Genomic DNA, 25,562 nt, shown 5'->3' with positions numbered 1-25,562 from the left:
GTATGGGCTACCTTACCGCTCAATTTCCGCAAGATGAAACTTTTGTAAGAATAGAGCTTATAATTCCCGCTCAAACGCGATTATTTGTCGTCAAGAAGCCGGGAAAGCTGGGCTCTTTCGCTTTCAGAAAGCGGCTTTTGCACTTCAACGACAGCACTTCTTCTGCGAAATGCAAAAACAAGTGCGATGCCACCAATTAAAAGAAGAAGCACAGGGAAACCCCATAAAAGAGCTGTCTGTGCATTGAAGCGCGGCTTAAGCAAAACGAATTCGCCGTAACGATCCACCACAAAATCGATAACCTGCTGATCGGTATCGCCCGATGTCAGGCGCTCCCTCACCAATATGCGCAAATCTCGTGCGAGTTCGGCATTGGAATCGTCTATCGATTCATTCTGACAGACCATGCATCTAAGTTCAGCCGAGATTTGACGCGCACGACTTTCAAGCTGAGGATCAGGCAGAATCTCGTCGGGGTTCACTGCCAAAGCAGCAGAACCATATAGTATCAATGAAAATCCTAAAAAAAACGCCGCGAGTTTTTGGGAGAGTCTCATGCGCTTGCCCCTGCCTGCTTGGACGAAGACTTGCGCGCTTTCGACGGAGCGCCGATGCGCAATCGCCGATCGGCCAGCGAGAAGATGCCGCCAAGCATCATCACCAGAGCGCCGTACCAAATGAGTGTGACATATGGTTTCCACCAGACCCGCACAACGATGGATCCTTCACCCGGCTCATCACCAAGAGCGACATAGATCTGGCTGAACCACAGTGTGCGGATGCCCGATTCAGTTGTGGGCATCTGACGCGCAGGGAAAAAGCGCTTTGAGGAGTGGATCTGCCCAAGATCACGATTTGAGGAATCGAACAGCGTAAAATCGCCGCGGTTTTCTGTGAAGTTAGAGCCCGTTAGCGGGCGCAGTCCGTCAAAGCGCAGCGAATAGTCGGCAATGCTGACCGTATCACCGGAACGCATAACAACGACATTTTCCGTGCCAAAGGTTGTGACGCTGACAATGCCAAGCAGCGTAAAGCCAAGGCCCATATGCGCGAGCGATGTGCCGAAGACCGAACGCGGCAGACCGATGAAGCGTGAGAATGCCTTGCCTGCCGAAACTTTACCGATCCCTGCTTTGAGCCACAGGTCAGTAAGGCTGCCAAAGATAAGCCATGCCGCGAGACCGATGCCAAGTGCTGCCATCACCGAATGCGCATTGCTGCGCCACAGCACGATGCCAAAGACAATCAAAGCCAAAGCGAAGGCGGTCATCAGCCGTTGAGCGACGCCATAAAGATCACCGCGTTTCCAGGCCAGAAGCGGCCCGAAAGGCACGGCCAGCAGCAACGGAATCATCAACGGCCCGAATGTCATGTTGAAGAATGGTGCGCCAACTGAAATCTTCTCACCCGTCAGAACCTCCAGAAGTAACGGATAAAGCGTACCGATCAGCACCGTTGCTGCCGCCGTTGTGAGGAAAAGATTGTTAAAAACCAGCGCGCCTTCGCGCGAAATCGGCTGAAACAGCCCACCCGACGAAAGGCTTTGAACACGCAGCGCAAAAAGCGACAGGGAACCGCCGATGAAAATCGCAAGGATGGCTAAGATAAATAGCCCACGCCCCGGATCGGTTGCAAAACTATGCACCGATGTAAGCACACCGGAGCGCACCAGAAATGTGCCGAGCAGAGACAGCGAGAAGGTCAATATTGCGAGCAGGACGGTCCAGATTTTCAGTGCCGAGCGCTTTTCCATCACAATTGCCGAATGCAGCAATGCAGTGCCGACCAGCCATGGCATGAAGGATGCGTTTTCAACCGGATCCCAGAACCACCAACCTCCCCAGCCAAGTTCATAATAGGCCCAGTAGGAACCCATCGCGATGCCGCCCGTCAGGAACATCCATGCAAGCAGTGCCCATGGACGCACCCAGCGAGCCCATGCAGCATCCAGACGTCCCTCGATAAGCGCCGCAAGAGCGAAAGAGAAACAGACTGAGAAGCCGACATATCCCAGATAAAGCAGCGGTGGATGGATGGCGAGGCCGATGTCCTGAAGGATCGGATTGAGATCGCCCCCCTCCATCGGCGCTGGAAAGATGCGTATGAAAGGATTGGATGTGAAAATGATAAAAGCAAGAAAAGCCGTGGCAATCCAGCCTTGAACAGCCAGAACGTTGGCGCGCAGTGTCTCAGGCAGATTGGCCGAGAAGGCTGCAACAAGTGCGCTGAAAAAACTAAGAATCAGCACCCACAGCAGCATCGAGCCTTCGTGATTACCCCAGACGCCGGTGATTTTATAAAGCATCGGCTTCTGCGAATGGGAGTTCTCGACCACATTCAGCACCGAGAAATCGGATGTGACATAAGCAACAGTCAAAACGATGAAGGAAAAGGCAATCAGTGAGAAAACTGCAAGTGCAGTGGGGGCTGCAACGGACATGAGTTGCATATCTCTGCGTTGCGCGCCCACAAGCGGAACAATAGATTGCACCACAGACAAAGCCAGTGCAAGCACAAGGGCAAAATGACCGATTTCAACATTCATGTTCTATATCCCGATCTCATCATTGCCCTTCCCACACGCCCTTTTCCTTCAGGCTGTCGGCGAGATCTTTAGGAATGTAATTTTCATCATGTTTGGCCAGCACACTATCAGCGCGAAATACCCCGTCAGGGCCGAAGCGCCCCTCGGCGACAACACCCTGCCCTTCCCGAAAGAGATCAGGTGCAATGCCTTCAAACACGACTTTGACGGTTTTAATTGTATCGGTGACTGTGAAGTGTAATTCGCTGCCAACCCGCGTAACAGATCCCTCTTCCACAAGCCCCCCCAGACGAAAGCGGGCCCCGGACGTGATTTCCTGTTCAGTCAAATCCGCAGGTGTTCGAAAGAAACGAATATCCTGACTAAAAGCCATCAGCATGAGGCCGACCGCGACCGCAAGAACAGCCAGCGCTCCACCAATCATGATAAGGCGCTTGCGCTTCCTCTGGCTGACGGCGCGGGCAAGACTGCCTGTCGGTTTCGCTTTCCGATCATTATTTTCTGCAGTCGCACTCATTGGGTTGCGCTCCCTGCTTCAAGGCCCAGCCCCGCGGCAAAGCTTTTCAGCTCATCCCGCTTCTCAACATTGAGCGCTTCCGCACCACGTTGTAACGCATCAAGGGCCGCATCGCGGCGATTAAGAACAATGTAAGCCTGCACAAGCCGCTTCCAGCCGTCAAGATTGTCACCGTCGTTGCGAAGGCTATCATCAAGGCGTTGAACCATGCCTTCAACCATGGCCTGACGATCATCGGCATTCATGGCAGCAGCAGCAGCCACATCCTCTGTCGTTGGGCCATTGGCAGGCGGCGGGGCCGCAACAACCCCCTTAATACGGGCAATTGCCTGCTCAATCTGAGCACGCCATGGTGCTTCAGCAGGCGCTTCATCAAGCAGACTTTGTAACCGCTTCACAGCACCTTCGGTATTGCCATCCTGAACTTCGCCCTGCGCGAGGTAGTATTGCGGGCGAATATCTTTCGGGTTCAAACTTGCTGCTTTGTTGAATAATTCTTCAGCTTCTGCCGTCACCGGCCCACCTGACACTGCGATCAAGGCTTCACCAAGCCCAAGAAGGCGAGAAAAGTTTTCGCCTTCAAGACGAATTGCTGAACGATAAGCGTTGACCGCATCGGCACCACGGCCAATGCGCAGATAAATTGGCGCCAAGACATCCCACCCGCGTGCATCATTCGGATTTTGAGAAAGATGTGTTTCAGCACGCGCAATAAGCTCGTCAACCGAACTGTTCTGCGGACTATTTTCCAGACGCGCGGCAAGCGGCATGGACTGCATATCGGGCGCACCAAACAAAGGATAAACACCCCACGCGATCAACGGCACAGCCAGAACAGCCAGAAATGCAAGCAGGCGTCCGGAGCGGGACTTCTTCATTTGCGCGGCTGCATCCGTGCTGGCTTTCTCGGCATTGAGAATACGGCGGGAAATTTCGATACGTGCCTGTTCAGCGCTTGGCGCATCAATCATGCCGCGTGCGGCATCGGCTTCGATCTCACGCAGCTGATCGCGATAAACTTCCAGATCGTTTTTTTCAGGGGGCAAAAATTCCTGCTTGTTCCGCGTCAGCGGCAACAAAACAGTCAATGTAGCTGCAAAAGTCAGCAGTGCGGCAGTCAACCAGAATTCCATGGCTGAGACTTAATCCCAGCCGAGGCAAAAACCAACACTAACCTGCTATAAGTCGCATAGTAGGGCAATTCGCCGCAAAGGCCAAATCAGGTTAATGGCGTCCAGCTTCCATCCGTATTGCGACAAGCCGTTCCACGTGCAGTTTGTGGTGCTCCCGCAATCGTAAAGCTATGGGTATATTGGCGGCAATTTTGGGATCCGACCTGATAAGGCTGTGCGGCGGTCACATCACCAGAAGCCGACCCACTGCCGCTCCAAGACACTGCTTTGCCAGCAGGCGAATATTCGAGCGCGCGATACTCCGCTTCAAGCGCAGTTTTGCGGTCAGCGGCAGTCAATTGCGCTGCTGAACTGCCAAGAAGCCCATTACCGAGTGAAGCAAGCAGATCAGGACGTGTGTCAGCCGGGCGCGTGTTAGCCGGAGCAGAAAGACCACCAAGTGAAGTCAGCCCCGAACCCTTTCCGCCGCCGGACGTACCGCAGGCAGAAAGCGCAATCGCCATTGAAGCAACCAGAATCGGAGCAGAAAACCTTGATACAACCATCATAATAAACCGGCCTTCATAATAAATGAGCATGCATACTATCGCAGAATACAGCTAATAACTTCAATCTTCTAAATCACCTTGAGCCAAACGCAACAGTCAATCTTCGGTCAGCGGCAACACAACGCGCACCTGAAGCCCCCCCATATCGCTTTTCCCCAGATGCAGAGTCCCCCCATACTCGCGCACCGTATCCTGAACGATTGCCAGACCAAGACCTGTTCCCGGCTTCGTTTCGTCAACACGATTGCCACGTTTCAGGGCCGCATCCATCTTATCCGGCGCAAGCCCCGCACCATCATCTTCGATCAGAATTTCAAACTGCCGTTGCGAATCCGTTGCAGACTGCAAAACAATCTTTATCCGTCTGCGCCCCCACTTACCCGCATTTTCCAGAAGGTTTCCGACAATCTCCTCCAGATCCTCCTTCTCACCAGCAAAGACTGCTTCCGGCAGGGTGTTTCTGAAAGTGATCTTCAAAGAAGGGTTGAGCTTTGCTGTCACCCGCTCCATGCGTTCAAGAACAGGCGTAACCAGGGTGCGAAACACAACACTGTCACGTTGTGCTGCAATCCGTGCTCGTTGCAGATAATGCTGGATCTGGACCTGCATTGCCTCGCTTTGTTCCAGTACAAGCCGCCCCTGCTGACCACCCATTGTACGCGCCTCATTGGCAAGGACCGATAGCGGCGTTTTTAGCGAATGCGCAAGATTCCCGACCTGTGTGCGCGAGCGCTCGACAATACGGCGGTTGTTTTCAATCAGCGCATTCATTTCAACCGCAAGGGGGGCAATCTCAATTGGCAGCGATGTATCAAGCTTCGCAGAACGCCCCTCTCGAATATCAGCCAAAGCCTGACGCACTTTATCGAGAGGACGCAGACCAAAAAGAATAATGCCTGCATTAATGAAAACACTGCCTAGGCCAAAAATCGCCAGATAGAATGCAAGTTTCCTTCTAAAGTCCGAAATTTCACTTAGGACTTCACTGAGGTTTCCCATCACGCGAAAACGCGCAACACGGTTGTCATTGTCGAGCACCACTTCCGTTTCAACGATGTAAAGCTCTTCACCGTTGAGACCTGGCAAGGTGTAGCTGCGCATGAACGAGCTATCAAAAGGCGCCTGCGAAACCGGCATTTCCGGCACGATACGCCCCACTGAAGACAGAGACTGTAATTTGCCATTGGTGTTGGGAGAAATGGGGTCAACAAACCAGTACCAACCGGAGAGCGGGCTGGAATATCGCAGATCACCCAATTCCGGGCGGCCCTGCAGAAGCCCATCGGGTGTTATGCTCACGGCGCCAACAAGACTGAAAAGGTGCGCCGTCAGAAGCCGCTCGAAATTATTGCGCGCCGCATCGCCATAAAGTGTGCTGATAAGTGTCGCGACAACGACCAGCCCCAGAATAACCCAGAGCGTCGATAGGGTGACGACGCGTATCGCAAGGGATCGTAAAGAGGGGAAAACGCTGAGAAGCTTCAGTTCCCGGTCCCTTTCGTATCTCCCTGCTCGTCCGAGCGAATGCGATATCCCATACCGCGCACGGTTTCGATCAGATCGACACCCATCTTCTTGCGCAGGCGTCCGACAAAAACTTCAATCGTGTTCGAGTCACGATCAAAATCCTGATCATAAAGATGCTCAACCAGTTCAGTTCGCGAAACGACCTCATCCATATGATGCATCAGATAAGACAGCAGGCGATATTCATGGGATGTGAGCTTGAGCGCGACGCCATCGACGCTTGCCTTGGATGTCTTCGTATCAAGATGCAAGGAACCACAAACCAGCTCAGATGAAGCATGCCCGGCAGCGCGACGAATCAATGCACGCAATCGGGCCAGCACTTCCTCAATATGAAAAGGTTTGGCAACATAATCATCGGCACCGGCATCAATACCAGCAACCTTGTCGCTCCAGCGATCCCGCGCCGTCAGCATCAGAACAGGCATTGTGCGGCCACTGCGCCGCCAGCGCTCAACCACGCTAATGCCATCCATCTGCGGCAAGCCAATATCAAGGATCACCGCATCATAGGGCTCAGTGTCGCCCAGATAATGACCTTCCTCGCCATCAAAAGCGCTATCAATAACATAACCTGCTGCACCCAACGCATCCGAGAGCTGCCTGTTCAGGTCCTTGTCATCTTCAACAATCAGGATACGCAAGCCATATTCCCTTGCCTATGTTGCCTTGCCTATATTCTCTAGCAAAGTAAGTTATTGCGCAGGAACAGCCACTTCGACACGACGCGGACGTTCGCCATCGCGCCCCGGCACGAGCACCACGATCACGCACATAGCGCGACCGTTCTGTGTGGTGGGTGTTGCCTTGGCCAACTGGCCCCCCTGTGAGGCGGCCACTTGTTCGCCGACTGCCGCGCAATCACCTGCGGCGGCAATCAGCATGTTGGACTTCTGCGGGGTAGCAATTGGCAAGGCACCGGCGTTAACAGGCAACAGACCAATGCTAACGGCCAGAAGCGCGAAAATTTTGAGAGCAGGGTTCTGTTTCATCATGTCCCTTATATAGCGCCTTTCATCTGAACGATGCATGAACGATACACGCAGATGATCAACGCAAAGGAATTTTTCCCATAAAACAGCCTCAGACCGAAGCCATTCTAAACTATTGTTTTTACGCATAATATCTTCCGAAACATCCGTCAATATTCCGGTATCAGGCGATCTTCGGAACTTTGCTATCACGGTTTATGAAATTATGAAATGCGCGAAGTTGCCCCTAACCTTCCAAAAATGGTAATAAGACCGGCAATTGCAGTGGCAAGTTGCAGCATTACATCAGTCAAAGCACCATGATCCACCGCATCGCTGATGAAGCCAAAAGCGCCAGCCAGCGACAGAAAAAGCGCGACCAGCCCGGCCCAGATAGTGCGAGAAAGATACCAAGGCTTGTCTTCACTCATGACGTGTCCTTTCATTTCACAAAACATTCTGAATTTCGATTGAGGCAAAATCGCCCGCGCCTATTCTTGCGCTCAACATCGCAATCCGCAGCTCAAAACTGTTGGCTCCAACCTCAGCCATTCGTTCAGCATTCGGATAGATCCATGATGGCGTCTGCACCTCTAAACTTCGGACAAGCGTTTCCCCCTGCCAGATTTCAATCCGATAGGCTTCTGCGTCCTCCCCCAGCGGAATATCTGCGCCCATCCAGCTATCGGCATCTACACGCCCGCGCCTTATCCAATGCAGCGACAGATCACCATTACCAAGCCGTTCTGCCCTGAGATGAACAGGGCTTAAAGGTCTCAAAGCGTTCAGACCACCGATGACTTTCACAGTATCAAAATACTCATCCGAGAAGGTTTTGCCTGCCGCGCCTATCCGCCAATTGAGCTCAAGCCCGATTTCATTTGCCTGCAATCCAATGCTTTGTACGCCGCCATCAAAGAGCACAAATGGCGCTCCGATGGGTTTTTCGATGCGGCTTGCCGCTTCTGTGCCAAGCTGGCCGCGCAAAAGCCGCGATAATCGCCATTGATTCTGTCCAACTTCCTCGGCCTCAAGAAACTGAACCACCTCCCATTTTCCATCGGGAGATTTCATCATTGCCATATTGGCACCATTGAGAATTTGTGCGATCGGCTTTGATTGCAGTTCACCCGAATAAAGCACCACGTCTATGGTCTGCGCTTCGATCAGACGTCCACTCGGACCTGATCCAAGTGCCGCGGTGAGTTCTCCCATGACCGCGCGCTCCCCAATCATATTACGCTCGGCAAAACCATCATCGGAAGGCGAAGCATAAATTGCCACGCCACGCCATGGTCTGGCATGGCAAGCAATGCGAAACTGACCAGCGGGATCTTCCGCACCCGGCCAGAGCGGCACATCAATCAGATGGAAAATCGGCTTCATATCAGAAACTGACCCGCCCGGCGAAAGCTGTGGTGTTTCGCCTCTGTCGGCAAAGGCGACATTGGGTGCTAACGCCACCGCCTTGACCGCTCGCACCTCACCATCTTCGAGCGATGACACCACATAATCACGCTCACCGCCCAAAATATCGATCCGTACCCGGTCCCCGACATGAAGCGCTGCTGCCGACCACGGCAATGAAAAGCTTGCTGTGCGCCGCTCCGCATAGCGACGTGCCATCCAGCCTTCAGCCAGGGCCATTGCCTGTCCTGTTTCCATCGAATCTGAAAGGCTGAGACTCTCTGTCCCTTGTCCCGCATCGCGGCGCACGGATGCCCCCACGACCTGAAAATCACGCAGAGGATCGTTGCAATAAAGCTCCGCCACGCTGGGCAAATCGCCCTGGTCTTCAAGAACAGAGGTCAGCGCATCACCATCATGCGGCTCGACCAACAGGTCCGCAACATCCAGCGTTTGTGCGGTACGTCCAATGCTGCGGAAGACGAATGTTCCCGCCTGCTCAAAACCATGAACGCCAAATACATTCACCAAAGGTTCAAGCACGCCACGCGCTGTGGAGGGTTCTGAAATGACGAAGCCGGTCAAATGTCCATCTGCACCGGAACAATCAGCTTGCGGCAAATCAAAGTCCTCAAGGATTGCGGCAATCAGTTCATCAAGGGCAACGCCACTCAGCCGGCCGTTCAACCAATGACCCAGCCGCCAGTTTGGCGTATCACCCCACACATCCCCTTTCAGCGGAAATTCCGGGAAAGGCCTCGTATCCCAGGCCCAGAGATAAATGCGGTCCATATCCAGCATTGACCCGCCATAGACCGGCGAGACCGGATTATTTTGAGGCCAATAGTAATAATGCGCGCGCAGGAAGCGATCCATTGCGATATCGGAGCGCGAGCCATTCGAAAAATAGGGCGTGGCATTTTCCGACGATTTTGGATCGGGAAATACATTGGGCTGGTTCGGTCCCTTATCGACTGCCGGACATCCGAGTTCCGTAAACCAAATGGGCTTTGACTGCGGCACCCAACCGGTCGGTGCTGCAACCTCCTCACCATCAATCCGGTTATGATGCGGATTGCTCCACCATGCACGAGTGTCTTTGTAACGATAGACCCATGGCTTCCCCGCAAGCCCGTCAGTGATGCGTGTGCGCTTGCGCTCATCCCGGTCTTGACTGTTGGCATAATACCAGTCGAAACCTTCACGTGCCTCAACACTCTGTAGCAGTCCATCAAGATCATAGGGCCCCTCGAAACCATCGGGATTGCCGCCGCGAAGATCACTATCTCGCCAGTCGGAAAGCGGCATGTAATTGTCGATGCCAACGGCATCTATTGCCGGATGCGACCAGAGCGGGTCGAGGTTAAAATAAAAATCGCCGGTTCCGTCCTGCGCCTGATAACCAAAATATTCGGTCCAGTCTGCGCCATAACTGATGCGGCAACCCGCCCCAAGCTTCACACGCATTTCACCGGCGAGCGCACAAAGATGCGTGACAAATGGAAAGTTCTCTCGAGCATCGCGAATGCTTGTCAGGCCGCGCAATTCAGATCCCAGCAAAAACGCATCGACTCCACCGGCCCGTACCGCAAGATTTGCACAATGATTCAAAAAACGTCTGTAACCCCATGTTCCATTGACGAAAGCCTCAACCTGACTTCCCGCCTCAGGCGTTGTATCTGGCGAACCTGTTTCACCGATTGCCGGATGGCAGGTGATACGTCCGCGCCATGGATAGACCGATTGCCCAATTCCACCATAGGGAGACGGCAACTGATTATCAGCCGCAATATCCATCATGATAAAAGGATATAATGTGACTTTAAGACCGCGCGCTTTCGCATCGCGGATGGCACTGATCACGCTCTGATCGGATGGCGTTCCGCCATAGGCCGCGCCCTTGCCGCTCGTCGAAATCAAATGCGCCTGCGCGCGCGTGACATTCTCGACCTTCCATGTCAGGCTTGATAACAGCGACGCCTGATGCGTGACACCGGGGCGAATTTTACATGATGCTGCACGCAGATCATCGCCAAACCACGGCAGAACGATAGCCACGTGTTGCAATTGAGGGCACAGCGCTTGCAGTTCATCCATGGCCACCGTCCAGTCGCTACGACCGCGCTTTGCATTGCGGTTGAGTGTGCGGCGTTCACCGAAGAAGACCCGATCCGTAACCGGATCAGGCGAAAGACCAAATTCAGTTGACCCCGGAATAAGCGCGATGGCACGAAGATTCTGTGCCAGTTCTCCAACCGGTCGCAGAACCTCAAACTGAAACTGCGGAAATCGGTTTCCGTAAGTATCAAGCGGAATGCGTTCGAAAACCACATAGGCCGTACCGCGATAAGCGGGTGCATTGCCCGTGCCCTGCTTTGCCTCAATCAGCGGGTCCGGCTGCTGGGTATCGGTGCCGTGATAAATGCGCATTTCGATCTCGGTAAGATCAAGCTCCTGCCCATCGGCCCATACACGACGAATAGTAGCAATTTCACCTTCGGCAACTGCATAGGCTGCATTGCCGAAATAACTGTAGCTGGTGACTTTCGGACCGCCCTTGCCGCCCTGGCGCTCGGTGGTTTTCTTTTCCTCAAAACGGGTTGCCCAGATCAGCGTGCCCGTAAGCCGTGCTGTCCCATAGACAAATGGCAATGCAGCGCCCTCTTCTGCCGTGGCCACGCGGCCGCTATTGAGGCGTGCCCCTTCCATATGACGGGTAGAATTGATGATTGCCGTGTCGATGGCATATCCGCCCATGGCACCAAGACCTGCGCCGATAGCTGCACCCACAGGACCAAAAATGCCTCCGACAGCAGCGCCCACGGCCTGCAGAACAACAGTCGCCATTGCTTAACCTTTTGGTTCGGGAAAGATGAAAATTCCGGCTATACGTTTCCGCCATTGCGGCACCAGCGCAGAGGCCATTACCCGATGCCCCTCATAGGCATGGATGAAACGGTTTTGATTGGTCATAATGCCGAGATGCTTGGCCGCAACATCGGCACGCCAGCGAAAGATCAACAGATCACCCGGCTCAGGATTATAGCTGGAACGAGGCTGCATATGCCGGTTGGCCGCCTCCAGCAACGGATCGCCAGATGCGGCCTCCGCCCAGTCCGGCGCATAGGCACCGGGATCTTCTGGCTCCTCACCATAAAGCGCATGCCAAACACCCCGCACCAGTCCGAGGCAATCGCAGCTTATGCCGCGCGTTGAAGCGCCATGCCGATAGGGCGTACCAATCCAGCTTTCAGCTTCGGTCAAAACTTTGTCTGCGATTGTCATGGCACCAGTGCGCTCCCGTCATACTCATTGCCGCCGCTGACATAGGCAAAAGCTGCATCGTTTCCGGGAAGATGCGGAAAACCTCGGAAGTTAATGCCGTTTTCGAATTTCGCCTTACAGGTGGCAAAACTCTTGTCGCAGCCAGCAATGATACGAAAACCATCGCCTGCTGTGACAGGCAGGACCGGCTGATCGGTTAGGTTTAGATTAGTGCCACTGTGCATAAGAACACGCACAGACCGACCGACATTTTCACCACTCGTCCATGTGAGCAGTCCTTGCGTGAACCAGCCACTGCCAAAGCCCTCAAGCCCGGCAACATCAAGCATCACACCATCGGCATGCAGGATTGAACCAACGGCAGAAAATCGCGGATCATTGCCATTCACGCCGCAACGGTTATCGCCTAGCACTGCATTACACTGGCGCATAATCCGGCGCCCACAAACGGCATCGAACGCTGCAGCGGCGCCTTTCAACTCCATTACGAAGCGTCCATCGGAGCGGCTGATGGTGCCCGCTATCCAGCGCCGCAACAGCATGTGCTGATCTGGAGCATTCCAGTTGACCAGATAGCTTTCAACGATGGCACCATCGTAGCGGCCAAGTTCAATATCGCGATCGCTGATGCGCTGCGATGAGAGTGCACCCTCGACCTCGCCTCCGGCGATAGAGAGACCAAGCATTGTGGTTGCTTCGCTGCTGTTCAATCCCGTGAGCGGTTCACATAAAACACCGTCCAAAGGCAAAGCAGAATCATGATCGGTGAAACCGAGAACGACAGTGTCAGAACGCCTGATAAGCCATGCAAAGCAATGGCTTGTCACTTCACCCTTTAAATGTGATTCAAGTTCGGTCGGAATAGGGATCATGCCTTGACCTCAATGATGGGAATAGACGGGATTTCACCCGCCTGAAACGAGGCGATGCTGGCCGAAAGACGATCCGTATCGAAACGTACCGGCACATCGAACAGGAAACCAGCACTGACCCGCTGGCCTGAAGACGGCACATAACCGGATGTGAAGGCGACAATGCCAGTGGCGGGCTAAAGCGTGAAAGCCTCAGTTTCAGTCAGCCTTATGCCATCCACACCAACCACCACAGAGCCTGCAACGGGCCGCCGGATGGGGCGATCATATGTCTCGTAATGTTTGACGAGTTGAAAGCGTGTGGTGGCCCCATCGCCCGTTCCAATCACCTGATCGAGATGCGAGGGCGCAGCACAGCCGGTTGCGGAAGAAAAATCGAGCGGGTCGCGGAACCGAAACGTATGAAGCGACCCGCGCCGCGCCTCAAAAAACGCCAATACGGTTTTCAGATCATCAAGCGAGCGCAGCCCCGTCCCCGCATCAAAGTGTCGGCGTGAATGCGCCCAGCGCGCATTCCGCTTTTCCATACCTGATGTGAGCGTGACAATTTCATTGCGCCATTCCGGCCCACCGGTTGCACCAAACGAAACGCTGAGCGGAAAACGCACATCGTGAAAGGCTTCCATCTCACATCCTCCGTGCGCCACGGCGTACTGCACCTGCAAGCATGGTGGAAAGCTGTGCCTCGGACTTGCGGAAAGAAGATACATCGGGCGACGTCATATTAAAGACCACCTGCACCGGCTTACTGCCTGTGCCACCCGTGGCAACGCCAAGTCTGCCATCAGCACCGCGCGCGAGTGGCAAAATCGCCTCTGCACCGGCCTCCCCCGTCAGCCCCAGCGCCCCATTGCCCATGCCGAAATAGGTCGGGCTTGAAACCACACCGCCTTTCGCAAACGGCATGATGCCACGAATACCGCCAAGTACGCCCGACATCAGCGATGAGCCAAGACTTTGCAATGGCTGAAGCCCGGCCGAAAGTGCCGAACCTGCCAGACTGCTGGCAAGGCCGCGCAGCACATCGTCAAGCCCCTTGCCGGAAACGATTGCACTTTTGAGTGCAGTCGTCAGGCTTGAGCCGAAGCTTGATGAGCGTTTTTCGAGGTCCGTCAATGCGCGATCAAATGCGCTTGTATCCGCCTCGACGGAAACAGTTACGGTTTCATCCGTCATGATAAATCACCTATCGGGAAAGGCATGCATCAGCGCGTCGAGAGTCGCGCGCGAAGGAGCATTTTTGCTCTGCGAGACAGGCCCGAGAACGACACTGAGTTCGCGTGGGGTCATCGCCCAGAAGTCTTTTGAAGAAAGCCGCAGCAAACCAAAGCCAGCGCGCATCACCTCTTTCCAGGGAAAAGGCTGACGTGAAGGACTTGATTCAACTGCGGCACTCAAGGGTTTGAAGGAGAATCGCTTTCTTCCGTTCCGAAGGTCGCCGTCAGCAGTGCTGAAACGATGCGGGCATAGCCGCTGGCACCGCCATCGGCGCGCATTTCGGCCACGTCTTCAAACGGTACATTATGCCCACCACCATGAAGGCCCGCACAGATGATGCGCTGCATATCGAAAGCAGACAGCTTACCGCCGGAAAAGCGCATGATCAGGTCAGAAAGATTGTCTGCCTCAAAAGCAGATTCGAGTTGCGCCAGCGCACCGAGCGTCAGGCAGAGTGTCCAGTCACGACCATCCAGTTTTGCCGCAACCTCGCCACGATGACGATTGACCATCATAGCGCTTCTCCGAAGGCGATCAGTCCGGCGGATTCCAACGCAATTTCAAAGGTCATTTCCGCATCGTGATTGCCGCCATATTCAAGAGCCACGATCTGAAACGGCCCTGTGATTGTTCCAAAGTCAGGAAGTAAAATCTGCCAGTTGCGAATTTCACCATCAAAGAATACGCTGCGTATCAGAGCATCAGACGTTGCATCTTTGAATATGCCAGACCCGCTTACAGAGGCCCGCTGCACGCCGCTTCCGGCCAGCAACTGTCGCCAGCGCCCGGCTGCGTCGGCGTCAGTCACATCGACCGTTTCCGCATTGAACGCAATGCGTTTGGTGCGCAGGCCGGCACAGGTTTCAAACTGCCCTGCGCCATGCGCAATTTTCAGCAAGATGTCCTTGCCGCGTTGAGCTGTCATATTTGGCTCCTGAATCAAATTACGGGTTCTGTTACGGCCCGATAGCGCATGGTGCCGAGATAACTCCCGAACCCGTCGGTGTTACGGGCTAGCACTTCGGTCAACATAAGATTGACGATGCGATGGCCGTTGACTGCGAGCGGTTGTTCATCAAGACGCGTAGCGATGCGCCCGGCAATCTCCAAAACGCGTTTGCGGCCTGACTCGCGCGCCCATATCTGAATGTTGAGAAAATGCTCCCCGCCCAGCTCGCTCGCCGTGCTCCAATCCTTCGTCAGTGTCTCGCCAAGCGTGATATAAGGGAACGCGGTTTTTGGTGGGACATGGTCATAAACATGTTCTCCACCAAGCGTTTCAATGAGTTCGCCGTCGTTCTTCAAGGCCTCATAAAGTGCTTTCTGCAATGCTGCCGCGCTGCTCTTCATTGTGTTCCCCAATCAGCTTTTCTTTGTCGCCTCGACTGCCAGATCCCCAGGTGGCAATTTCCTCGCGCAGCGCTATCTGTTTGAACCGAAGCGCACGCACGAGGCCATCAAACGTTAATTTCATGGTTACGTTCACCGCCCTTCCTCCACTGCCAGACAAATCAGATAGCGTCCGCTTTCATCCGGATCGCGTACGGAACGCAGCAAGAAAACACGCCCCCCTTTTCGGAAGCGCTTGTCGGATGAAATATCCTCACGATGGCGCACCAAGATACGATGGGTTATTTCCGGGCGTGGCCGGGTGCCGAAATCGCGTTGACTGGCGGTTATTGGTTCAATGCGCCCCCAAACGGTTGATACTTCCACCCATGTTTCGCGATAGCCGCCCATGCCGTCGGCAATCGGATGCATGGCTTCCAGAGCCAGCTCTACGGTGAGCTGGCCTGGATCAATAAACAGGACGTTGTTCATAGAGATATGCGCCGCCAACTATCGACCATCTGCCCAACCATCGGCGGAAGCTCTGATGTTGCGCCATCAAGACCAGCGCGGTTCTCGTAGAGATGCGCGCTCAACGTGAGTATGGCTTGCTTGAGGGCGTCAGGCACCTCGACACCCGTTTCGCCAAAGCCCGCAATGAAGTCGACTTCAAGACCGCAAAACGACTGCGCATCAGGATATTGTGCCATGTAAACACGCTGGGGGCGGCGTCCATGCTGGAGCATGAATTCTTCGGGCTCCATGCTGATTGCAGTTCCGTCGCAGCGATATGCGACGACAGCGGTCACAGCCTTTACCGGATACTTGAAAAGAGCCAACCGACCCGAACGCGGCCAGCGATCAACGCGCAACCGCCAAGTTTGGTCGATAAGAGCCAGCCCTGTATCAGCCTTGACCAGTTCACGTGCTGTCTTGATAATACGGCGAAGAATGTCATCTTCGCTGTCCGTTGAAATTCTTAAAAATGCACGCGCATCCGCGACCGTCACCGGTTCAAGTACCGGCGGCGTGACAAGAAACATTGTCATTTATTTCCCCTTAAAATAACTCTCAAATCAGATAGTTACGAATGGCATTCCAGAAAAAGATTCAACGTGTTTGCGAATTGAATCTAGCTGCCAAAACCGGCAGGGTCGTTAAGCAGAAATGCAGCAAAGCCGCTGCGAAATGCGCATCCCGAAAACATGATTCCGCTTTCGGATACGATGCTTGTTGATGCAAATATCAGGCTCCAAACTTCAGAAGCTTGATCGCATCAAAATCCTGAACACCACCGCCAACGCGCTTGGTGGTATAAAAAAGCACATATGGTTTGGCAGAGTATGGGTCGCGCAAAACGCGAACGCCAATACGGTCCACAACCAGATACCCCCGTTCAAAATCACCAAAAGCGATTGGCGTTTCGTCGGCTGCAATATCCGGCATATGCTCGGCCTCAACCAGACCAAAGCCCATCAGTGACGCTTTCTCGCCAACAGCCGAGGGCGGCTGCCAGAGGTAATTTCCGTCTGCATCTTTGAGCTTGCGCAGCACGCTCTGAGTCTTGCGATTCATAACGAAACTGGCATTCTGACGATATCCGGCTTTCAGCGCATAGATAAGTTCGATCAGCTTGTCAGACGGATCGGCTGCTGGCAGCGCACCTGCAACACCCGTTTCGATATGACCGATCTTGCCCCATTCCCAGCTTGTGTCTTCGACCGTATCATAGCTCAAAAAGCCCGTTGGCTTGTTGACGCCATTGCCGCTGATAAAGGCCTCGCCTTCCTGCTCGGCAAAGGCTGCTTCCACTTCCTCGGCGATCCACTGCTCGACATTAACGGCAGCATCATCGAGAAGCGAAGATGTTGCCGCCGGCATCGCGTAGATTTCCATAGTTGGAAACTGCAGTTCTGCCAGTTTGGCCGAAGCTGTCTGTGGGCGAGCATCAGTTTCACCGACCCAGCCTGTTGCCGGGCCGCTCACCGAAAACGGCTTTTTGAGCACAGCACCAGAAACTTGGCGCACGCTTGAAATGCCACGGATCGGCGACAACACAGCCAGCCTGCGGCCAATTTCGGTTTCAAGCTCTGCTGGCACAAGATAACCGCCATCCGGCCCAGAGGCGTAAGAATGCGCTTTCTGCTCAATACCGCGCATCGCCTGTTCATCGCCACGGCGTACATAGTCATCGAAAGCCTGCTTGTGTTCGCGGTTTTCGACAACCGGACATTTGCCCAGTTGCGGACGTGCAGTTTTCAGAACAAATTGGTCAAGCGCCTGTTTCTGCTCGTCGAGCGCGTGGTTGATACGATCAACCTTTTCGCGCAGCAGCACATCGACACTCGTATTCTTTTCGACTTTTTTCAGCCGCTCATCATTGGCTTCACGAAAGGCCGAAAAAGCGGCCATGAATTCATCGAAGGCTTCCGACACATCGCCATCATTGCCCAGATTGGCGCCAAGCGCCTTTGTTTCCACGCTCTTGGTTTCGAGCTGGACTTTATGAGTGTTGTTCATTTTGATCCTGATTTAGTTAAAAGACATCATCTTGCAGGCGGCACGCATACGCTGTGCAAGGCCTGTATCGCCCGAGTTGAGAGCGTCCCGCTCATTCCGGCTTTGTAAGGCTGCAAGTGCTGAATAGCCTTTGGCTATCACCAGACGTGCAGCGGAACGGCTTAACCCCGCATCCCGCGTGAGCCAACGTTCAAATTCTCTGACTGTTGGCAAATCCGCTTTCAGATTGTTGATGCGCGCCTGTGGCAGCATCGGAAACGTCACCACCGAGATTTCCCAGAGATCCGCTTCAACAATATGGCGCAGGCCCGTGCGTGCATCCTTGCGCGCCTTCACGGTGCGAAAGCCGATGGACAGTCCATCAAGCCCGCCTGCCCGCATCAGCTCCAGTGCTTCGCGTGCGCGCGCCACACCCTTGGCAAGCCTGCCTTCCACATAAAGACCACGCGCATCCTCGCGAATATCTGTCCATACACCGATCGGCTCGGCCGCATCATGCTGCCAGAGCATCCGCACACCCGACGATCTCCGGGTCGACAGCGACTTTGCAAAAGCACCTTTTTCAATAATGTCATTGCCAAGATCAGGCAGGCCGAAAATACTGGCATAGCCGGAAAAACTCCCGTCCATTTCGACATCACTGAGCGCAAGTGAAGCACGCTTGGTTTCCAGTTTGAGATCAGGCTTTATCATTCCCGCTCCTTTGAGACGTTATAAGCCCCTGAAGCGGCGCATGCTTCACCCGCTCGGCAAAGCGCTTCAGAATGCCAAGCACCGACCATGCAGCAAGGCTTGCAGCCGTCGACCCCATCAGCATCAGTTCAGCTCGGCCAAGAAGGGCTTCAAGCGAGAGTGTTTCCGCTATTTTAACGCCTGCGGCACCGCCAAAGATCATACCGCAGATGATTCCCACCGCAAAGCGAATGCCAGCTTCGCGTTTTCCTTTGGGCAGCATATAGGCAAGTGACACGGCAGAACCGGCAACCGCTCCGGCAATCTTGGCAAACCAAACCAATGTTGCATCGGATGTCATTACGGTATCACTCAGATTACTCATGGCACTCTCCTTTCTGCGCGCAGCTGATAGCCAACCGCATCGCGTTTTTCGTCATCGCTAAGAAATGAGGCTTCTGACACACGCCGCCAGAGCGACTCCCGTTCGAGCGACAACCCTTCGATCTGGTCAATGTCATGCTCTAGCCGCAGATCGCCGCCAAACAGTGGGCCCAGCCAACAGCCAAAGGCCTTGGCAGTCCGGTTGATCAGCGGCAGAACAGTCAGGCGATAGAAGGCGCGATTGGCTTCGGCATAATTTGCATATGTGTTATCACCCGGAATACCGAGCAGCATCGGCGGCACGCCAAATGCCAGCGCAATATCGCGTGCGGCACCATTTTTGGCTTCGATAAAATCCATATCCTGCGGGCTATAGCCCATGGCTTTCCAGTCCAGTCCGCCTTCAAGAAGCAATGGTCGCCCCGCCCCTGAGGCCCCTGTGTAGCCTTCTTCAAGCTCGGTTTTCAGGCGATCAAACTGCTCTTCCGTCAGATTGCCACCATCTTTTGGTGCGTAGACTAACGCGCCGGAAGGCCGTGCGGAATTATCAAGCAGAGCCTTGTTCCAGGCACCTGCTGCATTATGCAGATCAAGCGCCATTAAAGCCGCTTCAAGCGGCGGAAAACCATAATGATCATCCAGTGGATGAAACAGTTTCAGATGCAGGCCAGAGGATGCCTCGCCTGAAAGAGACACCACTCGGCTTGTATTGCCTGAACGATAGACCAGCGATTGCGGCCATCCATCATTCGATGTTTCTAGCGTCACCCTTTCAGGCCTGAGCAAATGCAACTCGCTGTTTCCGCTTGGAAGAGCAACACGCTCCACATAAGCATTTCCTGAAATCAGCAAATGGCCATAAAGCCGTTCAAAAAAACTGCTTCCATCCAGACCACTCTGGGGGCGCGCCACAAGATCAAGCAGCGGATGAACTTCATGCTCGGTCGTGCCCTCATAAAGCAGCCACGGCACATTGCTGGCCGCTTCGGCGATCAGCCGAACGCAACGATGCGCCACCGGATTACGCATAAACCCTTCGCGCGCCAATGATGTATAATCCCGCGCTATCCAGGATGGTCCGCGTTCCATATGAAGGGCCACAAAGCCATTCGTGTTTTTGCGCTCACGTCCCGCATCAGAATATGAGGCTGCCTTCCCGGCATTTCTACGCCACGGCAAATTCCACGCCATATATCGGCTCTCCAATCAGTGTAAATGTTATCCGAAACGCCTGATACGCGGCTTTCGGTCGTGACCGAGCATGAGTTCGGTCAGCGCCCAGACAAGGGCATCAAGACGGTCCGGCGAGCGCCCGGTGGACAGACCTTCGGGTGCGAAATCACACATTTCATCTTCAAGTGCTGCAAAGCGTCCTGCATGACGAACACGATCCTGTTCATAAAGGGCCGCCACCGGCTCGGCGCGCAGCCATTTGCCGCGCGATGCATGCCGCATCAGCACCGGAACGGTGGCATCTTCGGCCGACAGAACGGCGGCAACCATTTCACCGCCCTGATTGACCTCGGCCAAAATCGCATCGGCCTCATAAGAATGATAAAGTGCGATTGCACGCCGCGCCCATTGATGCGGCTTGGCCATATTCATGCTTTCATCAGCCAACACATGCGCAAAGCCATTTTCATCAATCCCGGCCACAACGATTCCGCAGGCATCCGACGATTTGTTGGATGATGCAGGCGGATCAACAGCGATCAGAATACGCTCAAGCTCAGGGGCTTTGGGTTCAAAACACTGTTCGATCCGCTCACGCGACCACAAAGCGCCTGCGCGCTCCTCAATCAATTCGCCATCGAGTTCCTGTCGTCCAAGGCGGGTTCCCGCATAGCGTTGATTGATAGTCTCCATAAAGCCAACAGCCAGATGCGCTGCATTCTCCGCGGTGCGCATATGCGTCATGGTTACAGAACTGTCTGTCATCAGCGCCTTCAACAATGGCACTGCCCTCGGTGTTGTCGTCACCACCTGACGTGGGAAGTCTCCCAGTCGAAGCCCGAATTGCAGCATGTCCCATGTGGCTTGCGGGTTTTTCCACTTTGCAAGCTCATCGCACCATGCGGCATCAAACTGCGGCCCACGCAAGCCATCTGGATCTTCTGATGTATAAAGAGACGCCACGGCCCCATTGTCCCACAGCAGTCGCCTGCGCGTTGTTTCATAACGGGGACGCGAAATGCGCGACACCGATAAAATGCCGGAAGGGCCATCGACCATCACCTCACGCGCATCGGCGAAAGTTTCGCCGACCAGCGCAATATGTCCGCATGCTTTCTGCGAGAAAGGTGCCAATCCCAATGCCATCCCCGATGCCCATTCCGCCCCTGCCCTCGTTTTTCCCGAGCCACGTCCGCCCAGAATAAGCCAAGTCCGCCAGTCACCAAATGGTGGCAATTGCGCATCACGCGCCCTGATCAGCCATTCACAATCCGCTGCCAATATCTGATTTTGCGTCAAGTCCGCGCCCCAAGATGTCCCGCGCGCGCCTTTGAGCAAGATCTTCAATTCTCCTGTCTATGCGGATAAGCGCCTGTCGAACCTCGTGAAGGCTTGCAACGGATGTCACCGTGTCCCCTTCAGCAGTCTGTGTTTCAGCAACAAGCTCGCCAACGGTTTTCACAGCCTTGGCCAGTGCCATCAGGGCTTCAGCCTTGCTTTTGTCCGGCAAATCATCGCCATCAATTAATTTATTGAGTTCTGCCTGCAATCTTTGCAAAGCCGTTTCACTGGCAGACGGCTTGCTGACAATTTTATCATCCAGATTGAGACGCCCGAGACGAATCCGATAGTTTTTTTCCGTGATGCCCATCACCTGCGCAATATCCGCAGGGGTGATTTCATGTTTTATTTGCAGGCAAAAAGCCAGCCTGACCTGCGCCTCGCGGTCCGCGTCATTTTTTTGCGTCTTCAACGGCCATATCCGTCAGGTTTAACCTCTTTTCATGCAAAACCCCGAAAGCGCGTTGCTTCCGGGGTTTTGTAAATATCGATAAAAGCCGGGGGTATCGAAGCTCTCATCGGTATCAGTCACAATTTCTTGACCGTATCTAATTGGTAGCAAAGCACCGTTACGCCGTCAAGGACTATTTTCCTATTTATGATTTTTTTCATATCGACTTTTGTCGACTCTGTTTACGAATTAAAATGAGTTATAACTTATTAATCTGCTATTATCCGCGAGCAGGTTTCGCTCGTTTCATAAATTTTACGGCTTTAAAGTAGAGTTCATGCGTAAAACGGCCGATGAAAGTTCTAACAAAAAAAGCCGCCGGCCCTTCCGGGTTTCCCGGCTTATAGGACTTGATGCCTGGATCGATTCCGGCCTCTATAATCTGCGTTCTCATACACGTGAATGGTGGGAAAATATCACTATTTTCTCGCGCAGATTTCGTGTTCGCGGCTTTCGACGTCTGGTCGTGGAAGTGCTGGATGAAGGCTTTACGCTTGGCACGATTGGCGCCGTCCTTATGCTCGGACTTGCACTTCCAGCTTTTGAAGAAACCAAAAAAGACTGGCGTGCGCAGGATGACTATGCCGTCACCTTTCTCGATCGATATGGCAATGAAATAGGCCAACGCGGGATTTTGCATCGCCAGGCAGTGCCGATTGATGAACTGCCCGATCATGTCATCAAAGCAGTGCTTGGTACGGAAGATCGTCGCTTTTTCGATCATTATGGCATTGATTTCTGGGGGCTCAGCCGCGCGCTCAATCAGAATCTGCGTGCCAATGGCGTGGTGCAAGGCGGCTCGACCCTCACGCAGCAGCTTGCCAAGAACCTGTTTCTTTCGAATGAGCGGACGATTGAACGCAAGATCAAGGAAGCTTTCCTCGCCCTTTGGCTTGAAAGCAATCTCACCAAGAAAGAGATTCTCCAACTGTATCTCGACCGCGCTTATATGGGGGGCGGTACATTCGGGATTGCTGCTGCCTCCGAGTTTTATTTCGGTAAAAACGTCAAAGATGTCACTCTTGCGGAAGCCGCCATGCTGGCCGGGCTTTTCAAAGCGCCTGCGAAATTCGCACCGCATGTCAATCTGCCTGCGGCACGCGCACGCGCCAATGTGGTGCTTTCCAACATGGTTGAAAGCGGCTTCATGAGCAATGGCCAGGTGGCTGTTGCGCGCCGCAACCCTGCCAGCATCATCGACCGTGCAAAAAATGAAAGCCCCGACTATTTCCTGGACTGGGCCTTCGAAGAAGTCAAAAAAGTTGCAGGAAAACTTCCCCAGCGTACGCTCACCGTACGCACGACACTCGACCGCAACATTCAGAAAGCAGCTGAGGAATCGCTCGAATTCTATCTGCGCCAGAATGGCAAAGAGTATAATGTCTCGGAAGCAGCCACCGTCGTCATAGCCAATGACGGTTCGGTGCGTGCGCTTGTCGGTGGGCGCGACTATGGCGAAAGCCAGTTTAATCGCGCAACCAAAGCGCTGCGGCAGGCAGGATCGTCCTTCAAGCCTTATGTCTATGCGGCCGCGATGGAAAAAGGTCTGACGCCAAGCACGGTCGTTTCCGATGCACCGATTAGTTGGGGCAACTGGTCACCACGCAATTATGGCCGCAGCTTTGCCGGACGCGTTGATCTCACAACAGCACTTGTGCGCTCGCTCAATTCGGTGCCTGTGCGCCTTGCGCGCGATCATCTCACAACTGCCCCCATTGTTGCACTTGCAAAAGCCATGGGGGTGGAATCAACCATTTCTTCGCATAAAACCATGGTGCTCGGCACATCGGAAATGACGGTGATGGATCAGGCAACCGGCTTTAACGTCTTTCCCAATGGCGGAATGGCTGGCAATCGCCATGGCTTTACGCAGATCATATCGGCAGATGGAAAAGTGTTATGGGATTTTACCCGCGATGCACCAAAGCCGCATCGTGCGCTGTCCGAAAAAGCAGCGTTTGAGATGAACTCAATGCTTGTGCAGGTGCCAGAACGCGGTACGGCACGCCGCGCAGCCCTTTCCATGACGCGGGTTGGCGGCAAAACAGGCACGACGCAGAACTATCGCGATGCATGGTTTGTCGGCTTCACCGGAAATTTCACAGCCGCAGTCTGGTTCGGCAATGATAATTTCACGCCGATGAAAGAGCTTACCGGTGGCGTTCTGCCTGCGATGGCATGGCAGCGCATGATGAATTACGCGCATCAGAATATCGAGCTAAAGCCAATACCCGGTATCACGCCTGCCTTCCCCGCCCCTGCAAAGACGCCCCAGGCAACGCTTGCGGCAACGGCAAGCCCGCAGGAAATGATGGCCGCTCCACCGCGCGTTCTCTCACCCGCCGCGACAAAAACGCTTAAAGAGCTGCGCGACAAATTCCTCAGTTCGCCGCCCGTTCCCTCGCTTGCGGGACGAACAAAAATATCGGTTCTTTGAGTCCAGAATGCTGAAAACAATTCTCAAAGTTCTGGCCGTGCTCACGATTGCAATTGGCGGCGGTATATGGGTGACCGATTATACGCTGGACCATTTTGACGGGTTCGGTGAATTGCAGCTTGACGCGTGGAATGCCTACCCCGCCTCCGGTACCAGTCAGGCCGATCCTTATTCAAAGGCGCGCGCCGCGCGCAAAGCCTCGCTTGCACTCGGAACAGCTGAAGGGCTACCGTTTTATGCGCGTCGTGATAGCCATGGAGCGGAATTGCGGCGCGGGTGCAGTTATCGCCTTACCGGACTGACACCACCGGCACGTTTCTGGACGCTCTATCCGGCCGATCCGAACCTTGAGCCGCTTCCCCCCCGCGAAGGTCTGCAACCTGCGCTGCACTCACGTGAAGTGCTTTATGACAATGACGGCAGCATTCAGATCACAGTGGGGCCAGATGCCAGCCCGGATAACTGGCTGCCCGTTGAAGGCAGTGGCAGTTTCGTGCTTGTCATGACACTTTATGATACACCGGCTGCAAGTTCGTCCGGGCTGACTGATCTCGTCATGCCACGCATTCTGCCAATTACCGGACGGGAGGCTTGTCGTGGCTAAGGTGCTCCGCCTGTTGGTGCTTGGTCTGGTCGGCGCTGCAATCGTGCATATTGCGGTGTTGTTGCTGGTTCCGCTTTATTCGAGCAAGAATGCGTGGTCACATCTGGAAGCTTTGGGCGAGCCTTATCGCTTCTATATGCTTTCCGACACATCGGGGCTTGTCAGCGATCAGGACCCACTCATAGAACAGGCCGCATGCCGGTTTGACCTGACCGATGGCCCCGTACAGATCACCGCAAAAGGCAATCTACCTTTCTGGTCGCTATCGGTTTACGCACCCAATGGCGATAATCTTTACAGCCTCAATGATAATGTATCGACTGACCGGCAGCTTGATCTGATCATTGCCGATCCGCTTGGTGTTGCAGCGCTTCGTGCCGAGGGTCTGCAGAATGATGGCCGTTCCATCATTATTGAACTGAATGCCGGCGAAGGTGCGGTTCTCCTGCGGGGGTTCGTTCCTGATGCGAGCTGGGGTCAGCAGGTCCAAGACTTTTTCACACAAGCAAACTGCACACCATATGAAGCGGGTTAACTCCCTGCGAAACAGACACTTTCTTACGCACGGTTAATGAGTTGCTAAGGCTTCATACCTATTATCCAGGTTGCCGACTTGTGGCAAATGGCG

29 protein-coding genes and 1 pseudogene are annotated in these 25,562 nt (G+C 54.1%); 3 read left to right on the top strand and 27 right to left on the bottom strand.

Annotation, left to right across the window (positions count from 1 at the left end; all coding sequences use genetic code 11):
* Window positions 1-80: 80 nt before the first annotated feature.
* From OPR82_RS04350 to OPR82_RS04220, 27 genes and pseudogenes are all read right to left on the bottom strand, one after another.
* On the bottom strand, window positions 81-557 hold the full coding sequence (locus OPR82_RS04350) for a cytochrome c-type biogenesis protein (protein WP_265983216.1): 477 nt from the start codon (window positions 555-557) through the stop codon (window positions 81-83).
* Complete coding sequence (locus OPR82_RS04345) at window positions 554-2,545, bottom strand: heme lyase CcmF/NrfE family subunit (RefSeq protein WP_265983215.1); 1,992 nt, start codon at window positions 2,543-2,545, stop codon at window positions 554-556. The genes OPR82_RS04350 and OPR82_RS04345 overlap by 4 nt, the downstream gene beginning before the upstream one ends.
* 19 nt (window positions 2,546-2,564) lie before the next feature.
* Window positions 2,565-3,062, bottom strand: a complete 498-nt coding sequence (gene ccmE, locus OPR82_RS04340) for a cytochrome c maturation protein CcmE (protein WP_265983214.1) — start codon at window positions 3,060-3,062, stop codon at window positions 2,565-2,567.
* Complete coding sequence (ccmI, locus tag OPR82_RS04335; protein WP_265983213.1) at window positions 3,059-4,195, bottom strand: c-type cytochrome biogenesis protein CcmI; 1,137 nt, start codon at window positions 4,193-4,195, stop codon at window positions 3,059-3,061. Before ccmI ends, ccmE begins: the two co-directional genes overlap by 4 nt.
* An 86-nt stretch (window positions 4,196-4,281) precedes the next feature.
* Window positions 4,282-4,743 (bottom strand): hypothetical protein, encoded by a 462-nt coding sequence (locus tag OPR82_RS04330; RefSeq protein ID WP_265983211.1) that lies wholly within the window; start codon window positions 4,741-4,743, stop codon window positions 4,282-4,284.
* Window positions 4,744-4,839: 96 nt separating this feature from the next.
* Entirely contained in the window at window positions 4,840-6,150 is a 1,311-nt protein-coding gene (locus tag OPR82_RS04325; RefSeq protein ID WP_265983860.1) for an ATP-binding protein, read from the bottom strand.
* A 74-nt stretch (window positions 6,151-6,224) separates the two neighbouring features.
* Complete coding sequence (locus OPR82_RS04320) at window positions 6,225-6,914, bottom strand: response regulator transcription factor (protein ID WP_265983210.1); 690 nt, start codon at window positions 6,912-6,914, stop codon at window positions 6,225-6,227.
* Window positions 6,915-6,965: 51 nt separating this feature from the next.
* The gene (locus tag OPR82_RS04315; RefSeq protein ID WP_265983858.1) at window positions 6,966-7,262 is read right to left on the bottom strand and encodes a hypothetical protein; all 297 of its coding nucleotides are present in this window, start codon (window positions 7,260-7,262) and stop codon (window positions 6,966-6,968) included.
* Window positions 7,263-7,465: 203 nt separating this feature from the next.
* Window positions 7,466-7,672 carry a hypothetical protein gene (locus OPR82_RS04310; RefSeq protein ID WP_265983209.1) on the bottom strand — a complete coding sequence of 69 codons (207 nt, stop codon included), beginning with the start codon at window positions 7,670-7,672 and terminating at the stop codon, window positions 7,466-7,468.
* A 16-nt stretch (window positions 7,673-7,688) separates the two neighbouring features.
* Window positions 7,689-11,495, bottom strand: a complete 3,807-nt coding sequence (locus tag OPR82_RS04305) for a baseplate multidomain protein megatron (protein ID WP_265983208.1) — start codon at window positions 11,493-11,495, stop codon at window positions 7,689-7,691.
* A 3-nt stretch (window positions 11,496-11,498) separates the two neighbouring features.
* Window positions 11,499-11,933 (bottom strand): C40 family peptidase, encoded by a 435-nt coding sequence (locus OPR82_RS04300; RefSeq protein ID WP_265983206.1) that lies wholly within the window; start codon window positions 11,931-11,933, stop codon window positions 11,499-11,501.
* Window positions 11,930-12,805, bottom strand: a complete 876-nt coding sequence (locus tag OPR82_RS04295) for a DUF2163 domain-containing protein (RefSeq protein WP_265983204.1) — start codon at window positions 12,803-12,805, stop codon at window positions 11,930-11,932. The genes OPR82_RS04300 and OPR82_RS04295 overlap by 4 nt, the downstream gene beginning before the upstream one ends.
* Window positions 12,802-13,431 (bottom strand): annotated as a pseudogene (locus OPR82_RS04290) (phage distal tail protein, Rcc01695 family). Before OPR82_RS04290 ends, OPR82_RS04295 begins: the two are co-directional and overlap by 4 nt.
* 1 nt (window position 13,432) lies before the next feature.
* Window positions 13,433-13,981: a phage tail tape measure protein gene (locus OPR82_RS04285; RefSeq protein ID WP_265983203.1), complete on the bottom strand. Its 549-nt coding sequence runs from the start codon at window positions 13,979-13,981 to the stop codon at window positions 13,433-13,435.
* A 6-nt stretch (window positions 13,982-13,987) separates the two neighbouring features.
* Window positions 13,988-14,203, bottom strand: a complete 216-nt coding sequence (locus OPR82_RS04280; RefSeq protein WP_265983202.1) for a rcc01693 family protein — start codon at window positions 14,201-14,203, stop codon at window positions 13,988-13,990.
* On the bottom strand, window positions 14,200-14,538 hold the full coding sequence (locus tag OPR82_RS04275; RefSeq protein ID WP_265983201.1) for a gene transfer agent family protein: 339 nt from the start codon (window positions 14,536-14,538) through the stop codon (window positions 14,200-14,202). The genes OPR82_RS04280 and OPR82_RS04275 overlap by 4 nt, the downstream gene beginning before the upstream one ends.
* Window positions 14,535-14,948, bottom strand: a complete 414-nt coding sequence (locus tag OPR82_RS04270; RefSeq protein ID WP_265983200.1) for a phage major tail protein, TP901-1 family — start codon at window positions 14,946-14,948, stop codon at window positions 14,535-14,537. Before OPR82_RS04270 ends, OPR82_RS04275 begins: the two co-directional genes overlap by 4 nt.
* Before the next feature lie 14 nt (window positions 14,949-14,962).
* A complete protein-coding gene (locus OPR82_RS04265; RefSeq protein ID WP_265983199.1) occupies window positions 14,963-15,373 on the bottom strand; it encodes a DUF3168 domain-containing protein in 411 nt (136 codons plus the stop codon).
* On the bottom strand, window positions 15,333-15,497 hold the full coding sequence (locus tag OPR82_RS04260) for a hypothetical protein (protein ID WP_265983198.1): 165 nt from the start codon (window positions 15,495-15,497) through the stop codon (window positions 15,333-15,335). Before OPR82_RS04260 ends, OPR82_RS04265 begins: the two co-directional genes overlap by 41 nt.
* Window positions 15,498-15,505: 8 nt before the next feature.
* Window positions 15,506-15,844, bottom strand: a complete 339-nt coding sequence (locus OPR82_RS04255) for a phage head closure protein (protein WP_265983197.1) — start codon at window positions 15,842-15,844, stop codon at window positions 15,506-15,508.
* Window positions 15,841-16,401: a head-tail connector protein gene (locus tag OPR82_RS04250; protein ID WP_265983196.1), complete on the bottom strand. Its 561-nt coding sequence runs from the start codon at window positions 16,399-16,401 to the stop codon at window positions 15,841-15,843. Before OPR82_RS04250 ends, OPR82_RS04255 begins: the two co-directional genes overlap by 4 nt.
* A 196-nt stretch (window positions 16,402-16,597) precedes the next feature.
* A complete protein-coding gene (locus OPR82_RS04245) occupies window positions 16,598-17,872 on the bottom strand; it encodes a phage major capsid protein (RefSeq protein WP_265983195.1) in 1,275 nt (424 codons plus the stop codon).
* A 12-nt stretch (window positions 17,873-17,884) separates the two neighbouring features.
* Complete coding sequence (locus tag OPR82_RS04240; protein WP_265983194.1) at window positions 17,885-18,565, bottom strand: HK97 family phage prohead protease; 681 nt, start codon at window positions 18,563-18,565, stop codon at window positions 17,885-17,887.
* The gene (locus tag OPR82_RS04235; RefSeq protein ID WP_265983193.1) at window positions 18,552-18,929 is read right to left on the bottom strand and encodes a DUF6107 family protein; all 378 of its coding nucleotides are present in this window, start codon (window positions 18,927-18,929) and stop codon (window positions 18,552-18,554) included. Before OPR82_RS04235 ends, OPR82_RS04240 begins: the two co-directional genes overlap by 14 nt.
* On the bottom strand, window positions 18,926-20,119 hold the full coding sequence (locus OPR82_RS04230) for a phage portal protein (protein WP_265983192.1): 1,194 nt from the start codon (window positions 20,117-20,119) through the stop codon (window positions 18,926-18,928). Before OPR82_RS04230 ends, OPR82_RS04235 begins: the two co-directional genes overlap by 4 nt.
* Before the next feature lie 27 nt (window positions 20,120-20,146).
* Window positions 20,147-21,439, bottom strand: coding sequence for a DNA-packaging protein (locus OPR82_RS04225; RefSeq protein WP_456094071.1), 1,293 nt, complete (start codon window positions 21,437-21,439; stop codon window positions 20,147-20,149).
* Window positions 21,366-21,854, bottom strand: a complete 489-nt coding sequence (locus OPR82_RS04220) for a hypothetical protein (protein ID WP_265983191.1) — start codon at window positions 21,852-21,854, stop codon at window positions 21,366-21,368. Before OPR82_RS04220 ends, OPR82_RS04225 begins: the two co-directional genes overlap by 74 nt.
* 316 nt (window positions 21,855-22,170) lie before the next feature.
* Here OPR82_RS04220 and OPR82_RS04215 point away from each other — a divergent pair, with 316 nt between their 5' ends.
* Genes OPR82_RS04215 through OPR82_RS04205 form a run of 3 tightly spaced genes read left to right on the top strand, consistent with a single transcriptional unit; the run spans window position 22,171 to window position 25,469 of the window.
* Window positions 22,171-24,330, top strand: coding sequence for a transglycosylase domain-containing protein (locus OPR82_RS04215; RefSeq protein ID WP_265983190.1), 2,160 nt, complete (start codon window positions 22,171-22,173; stop codon window positions 24,328-24,330).
* 7 nt (window positions 24,331-24,337) lie between these two features.
* The gene (locus OPR82_RS04210; protein WP_265983188.1) at window positions 24,338-24,934 is read left to right on the top strand and encodes a DUF1214 domain-containing protein; all 597 of its coding nucleotides are present in this window, start codon (window positions 24,338-24,340) and stop codon (window positions 24,932-24,934) included.
* Window positions 24,927-25,469, top strand: coding sequence for a DUF1254 domain-containing protein (locus OPR82_RS04205; RefSeq protein ID WP_265983187.1), 543 nt, complete (start codon window positions 24,927-24,929; stop codon window positions 25,467-25,469). Before OPR82_RS04210 ends, OPR82_RS04205 begins: the two co-directional genes overlap by 8 nt.
* Window positions 25,470-25,562 lie beyond the last annotated feature (93 nt).

The organism is Ochrobactrum chromiisoli (genome assembly GCF_026241335.1).
GTDB lineage: Bacteria > Pseudomonadota > Alphaproteobacteria > Rhizobiales > Rhizobiaceae > Brucella > Brucella chromiisoli.
Note: the sequence above shows the minus strand (reverse complement) of the source record. Positions and strands in the feature narration are given on the sequence as shown.

Excerpts from the sequence above, each read along its gene's own strand:
- OPR82_RS04265 (WP_265983199.1), bottom strand. The coding sequence starts at position 15,373 with ATGAAGAGCAGCGCGGCAGCATTGCAGAAAGCACTTTATGAGGCCTTG.
- OPR82_RS04255 (WP_265983197.1), bottom strand. The coding sequence starts at position 15,844 with ATGAACAACGTCCTGTTTATTGATCCAGGCCAGCTCACCGTAGAGCTG.
- OPR82_RS04260 (WP_265983198.1), bottom strand. The coding sequence starts at position 15,497 with ATGAAATTAACGTTTGATGGCCTCGTGCGTGCGCTTCGGTTCAAACAG.
- OPR82_RS04230 (WP_265983192.1), bottom strand. The coding sequence starts at position 20,119 with ATGGCGTGGAATTTGCCGTGGCGTAGAAATGCCGGGAAGGCAGCCTCA.
- OPR82_RS04215 (WP_265983190.1), top strand. The coding sequence starts at position 22,171 with ATGCGTAAAACGGCCGATGAAAGTTCTAACAAAAAAAGCCGCCGGCCC.
- ccmI (WP_265983213.1), bottom strand. The coding sequence starts at position 4,195 with ATGGAATTCTGGTTGACTGCCGCACTGCTGACTTTTGCAGCTACATTG.
- OPR82_RS04350 (WP_265983216.1), bottom strand. The coding sequence starts at position 557 with ATGAGACTCTCCCAAAAACTCGCGGCGTTTTTTTTAGGATTTTCATTG.
- OPR82_RS04310 (WP_265983209.1), bottom strand. The coding sequence starts at position 7,672 with ATGAGTGAAGACAAGCCTTGGTATCTTTCTCGCACTATCTGGGCCGGG.
- OPR82_RS04245 (WP_265983195.1), bottom strand. The coding sequence starts at position 17,872 with ATGAACAACACTCATAAAGTCCAGCTCGAAACCAAGAGCGTGGAAACA.
- OPR82_RS04235 (WP_265983193.1), bottom strand. The coding sequence starts at position 18,929 with ATGAGTAATCTGAGTGATACCGTAATGACATCCGATGCAACATTGGTT.
- OPR82_RS04305 (WP_265983208.1), bottom strand. The coding sequence starts at position 11,495 with ATGGCGACTGTTGTTCTGCAGGCCGTGGGCGCTGCTGTCGGAGGCATT.
- OPR82_RS04330 (WP_265983211.1), bottom strand. The coding sequence starts at position 4,743 with ATGATGGTTGTATCAAGGTTTTCTGCTCCGATTCTGGTTGCTTCAATG.
- OPR82_RS04210 (WP_265983188.1), top strand. The coding sequence starts at position 24,338 with ATGCTGAAAACAATTCTCAAAGTTCTGGCCGTGCTCACGATTGCAATT.
- OPR82_RS04275 (WP_265983201.1), bottom strand. The coding sequence starts at position 14,538 with ATGATGGTCAATCGTCATCGTGGCGAGGTTGCGGCAAAACTGGATGGT.
- OPR82_RS04250 (WP_265983196.1), bottom strand. The coding sequence starts at position 16,401 with ATGACAATGTTTCTTGTCACGCCGCCGGTACTTGAACCGGTGACGGTC.
- OPR82_RS04345 (WP_265983215.1), bottom strand. The coding sequence starts at position 2,545 with ATGAATGTTGAAATCGGTCATTTTGCCCTTGTGCTTGCACTGGCTTTG.
- OPR82_RS04285 (WP_265983203.1), bottom strand. The coding sequence starts at position 13,981 with ATGACGGATGAAACCGTAACTGTTTCCGTCGAGGCGGATACAAGCGCA.
- OPR82_RS04300 (WP_265983206.1), bottom strand. The coding sequence starts at position 11,933 with ATGACAATCGCAGACAAAGTTTTGACCGAAGCTGAAAGCTGGATTGGT.
- ccmE (WP_265983214.1), bottom strand. The coding sequence starts at position 3,062 with ATGAGTGCGACTGCAGAAAATAATGATCGGAAAGCGAAACCGACAGGC.
- OPR82_RS04270 (WP_265983200.1), bottom strand. The coding sequence starts at position 14,948 with ATGACAGCTCAACGCGGCAAGGACATCTTGCTGAAAATTGCGCATGGC.
- OPR82_RS04240 (WP_265983194.1), bottom strand. The coding sequence starts at position 18,565 with ATGATAAAGCCTGATCTCAAACTGGAAACCAAGCGTGCTTCACTTGCG.
- OPR82_RS04315 (WP_265983858.1), bottom strand. The coding sequence starts at position 7,262 with ATGAAACAGAACCCTGCTCTCAAAATTTTCGCGCTTCTGGCCGTTAGC.
- OPR82_RS04295 (WP_265983204.1), bottom strand. The coding sequence starts at position 12,805 with ATGATCCCTATTCCGACCGAACTTGAATCACATTTAAAGGGTGAAGTG.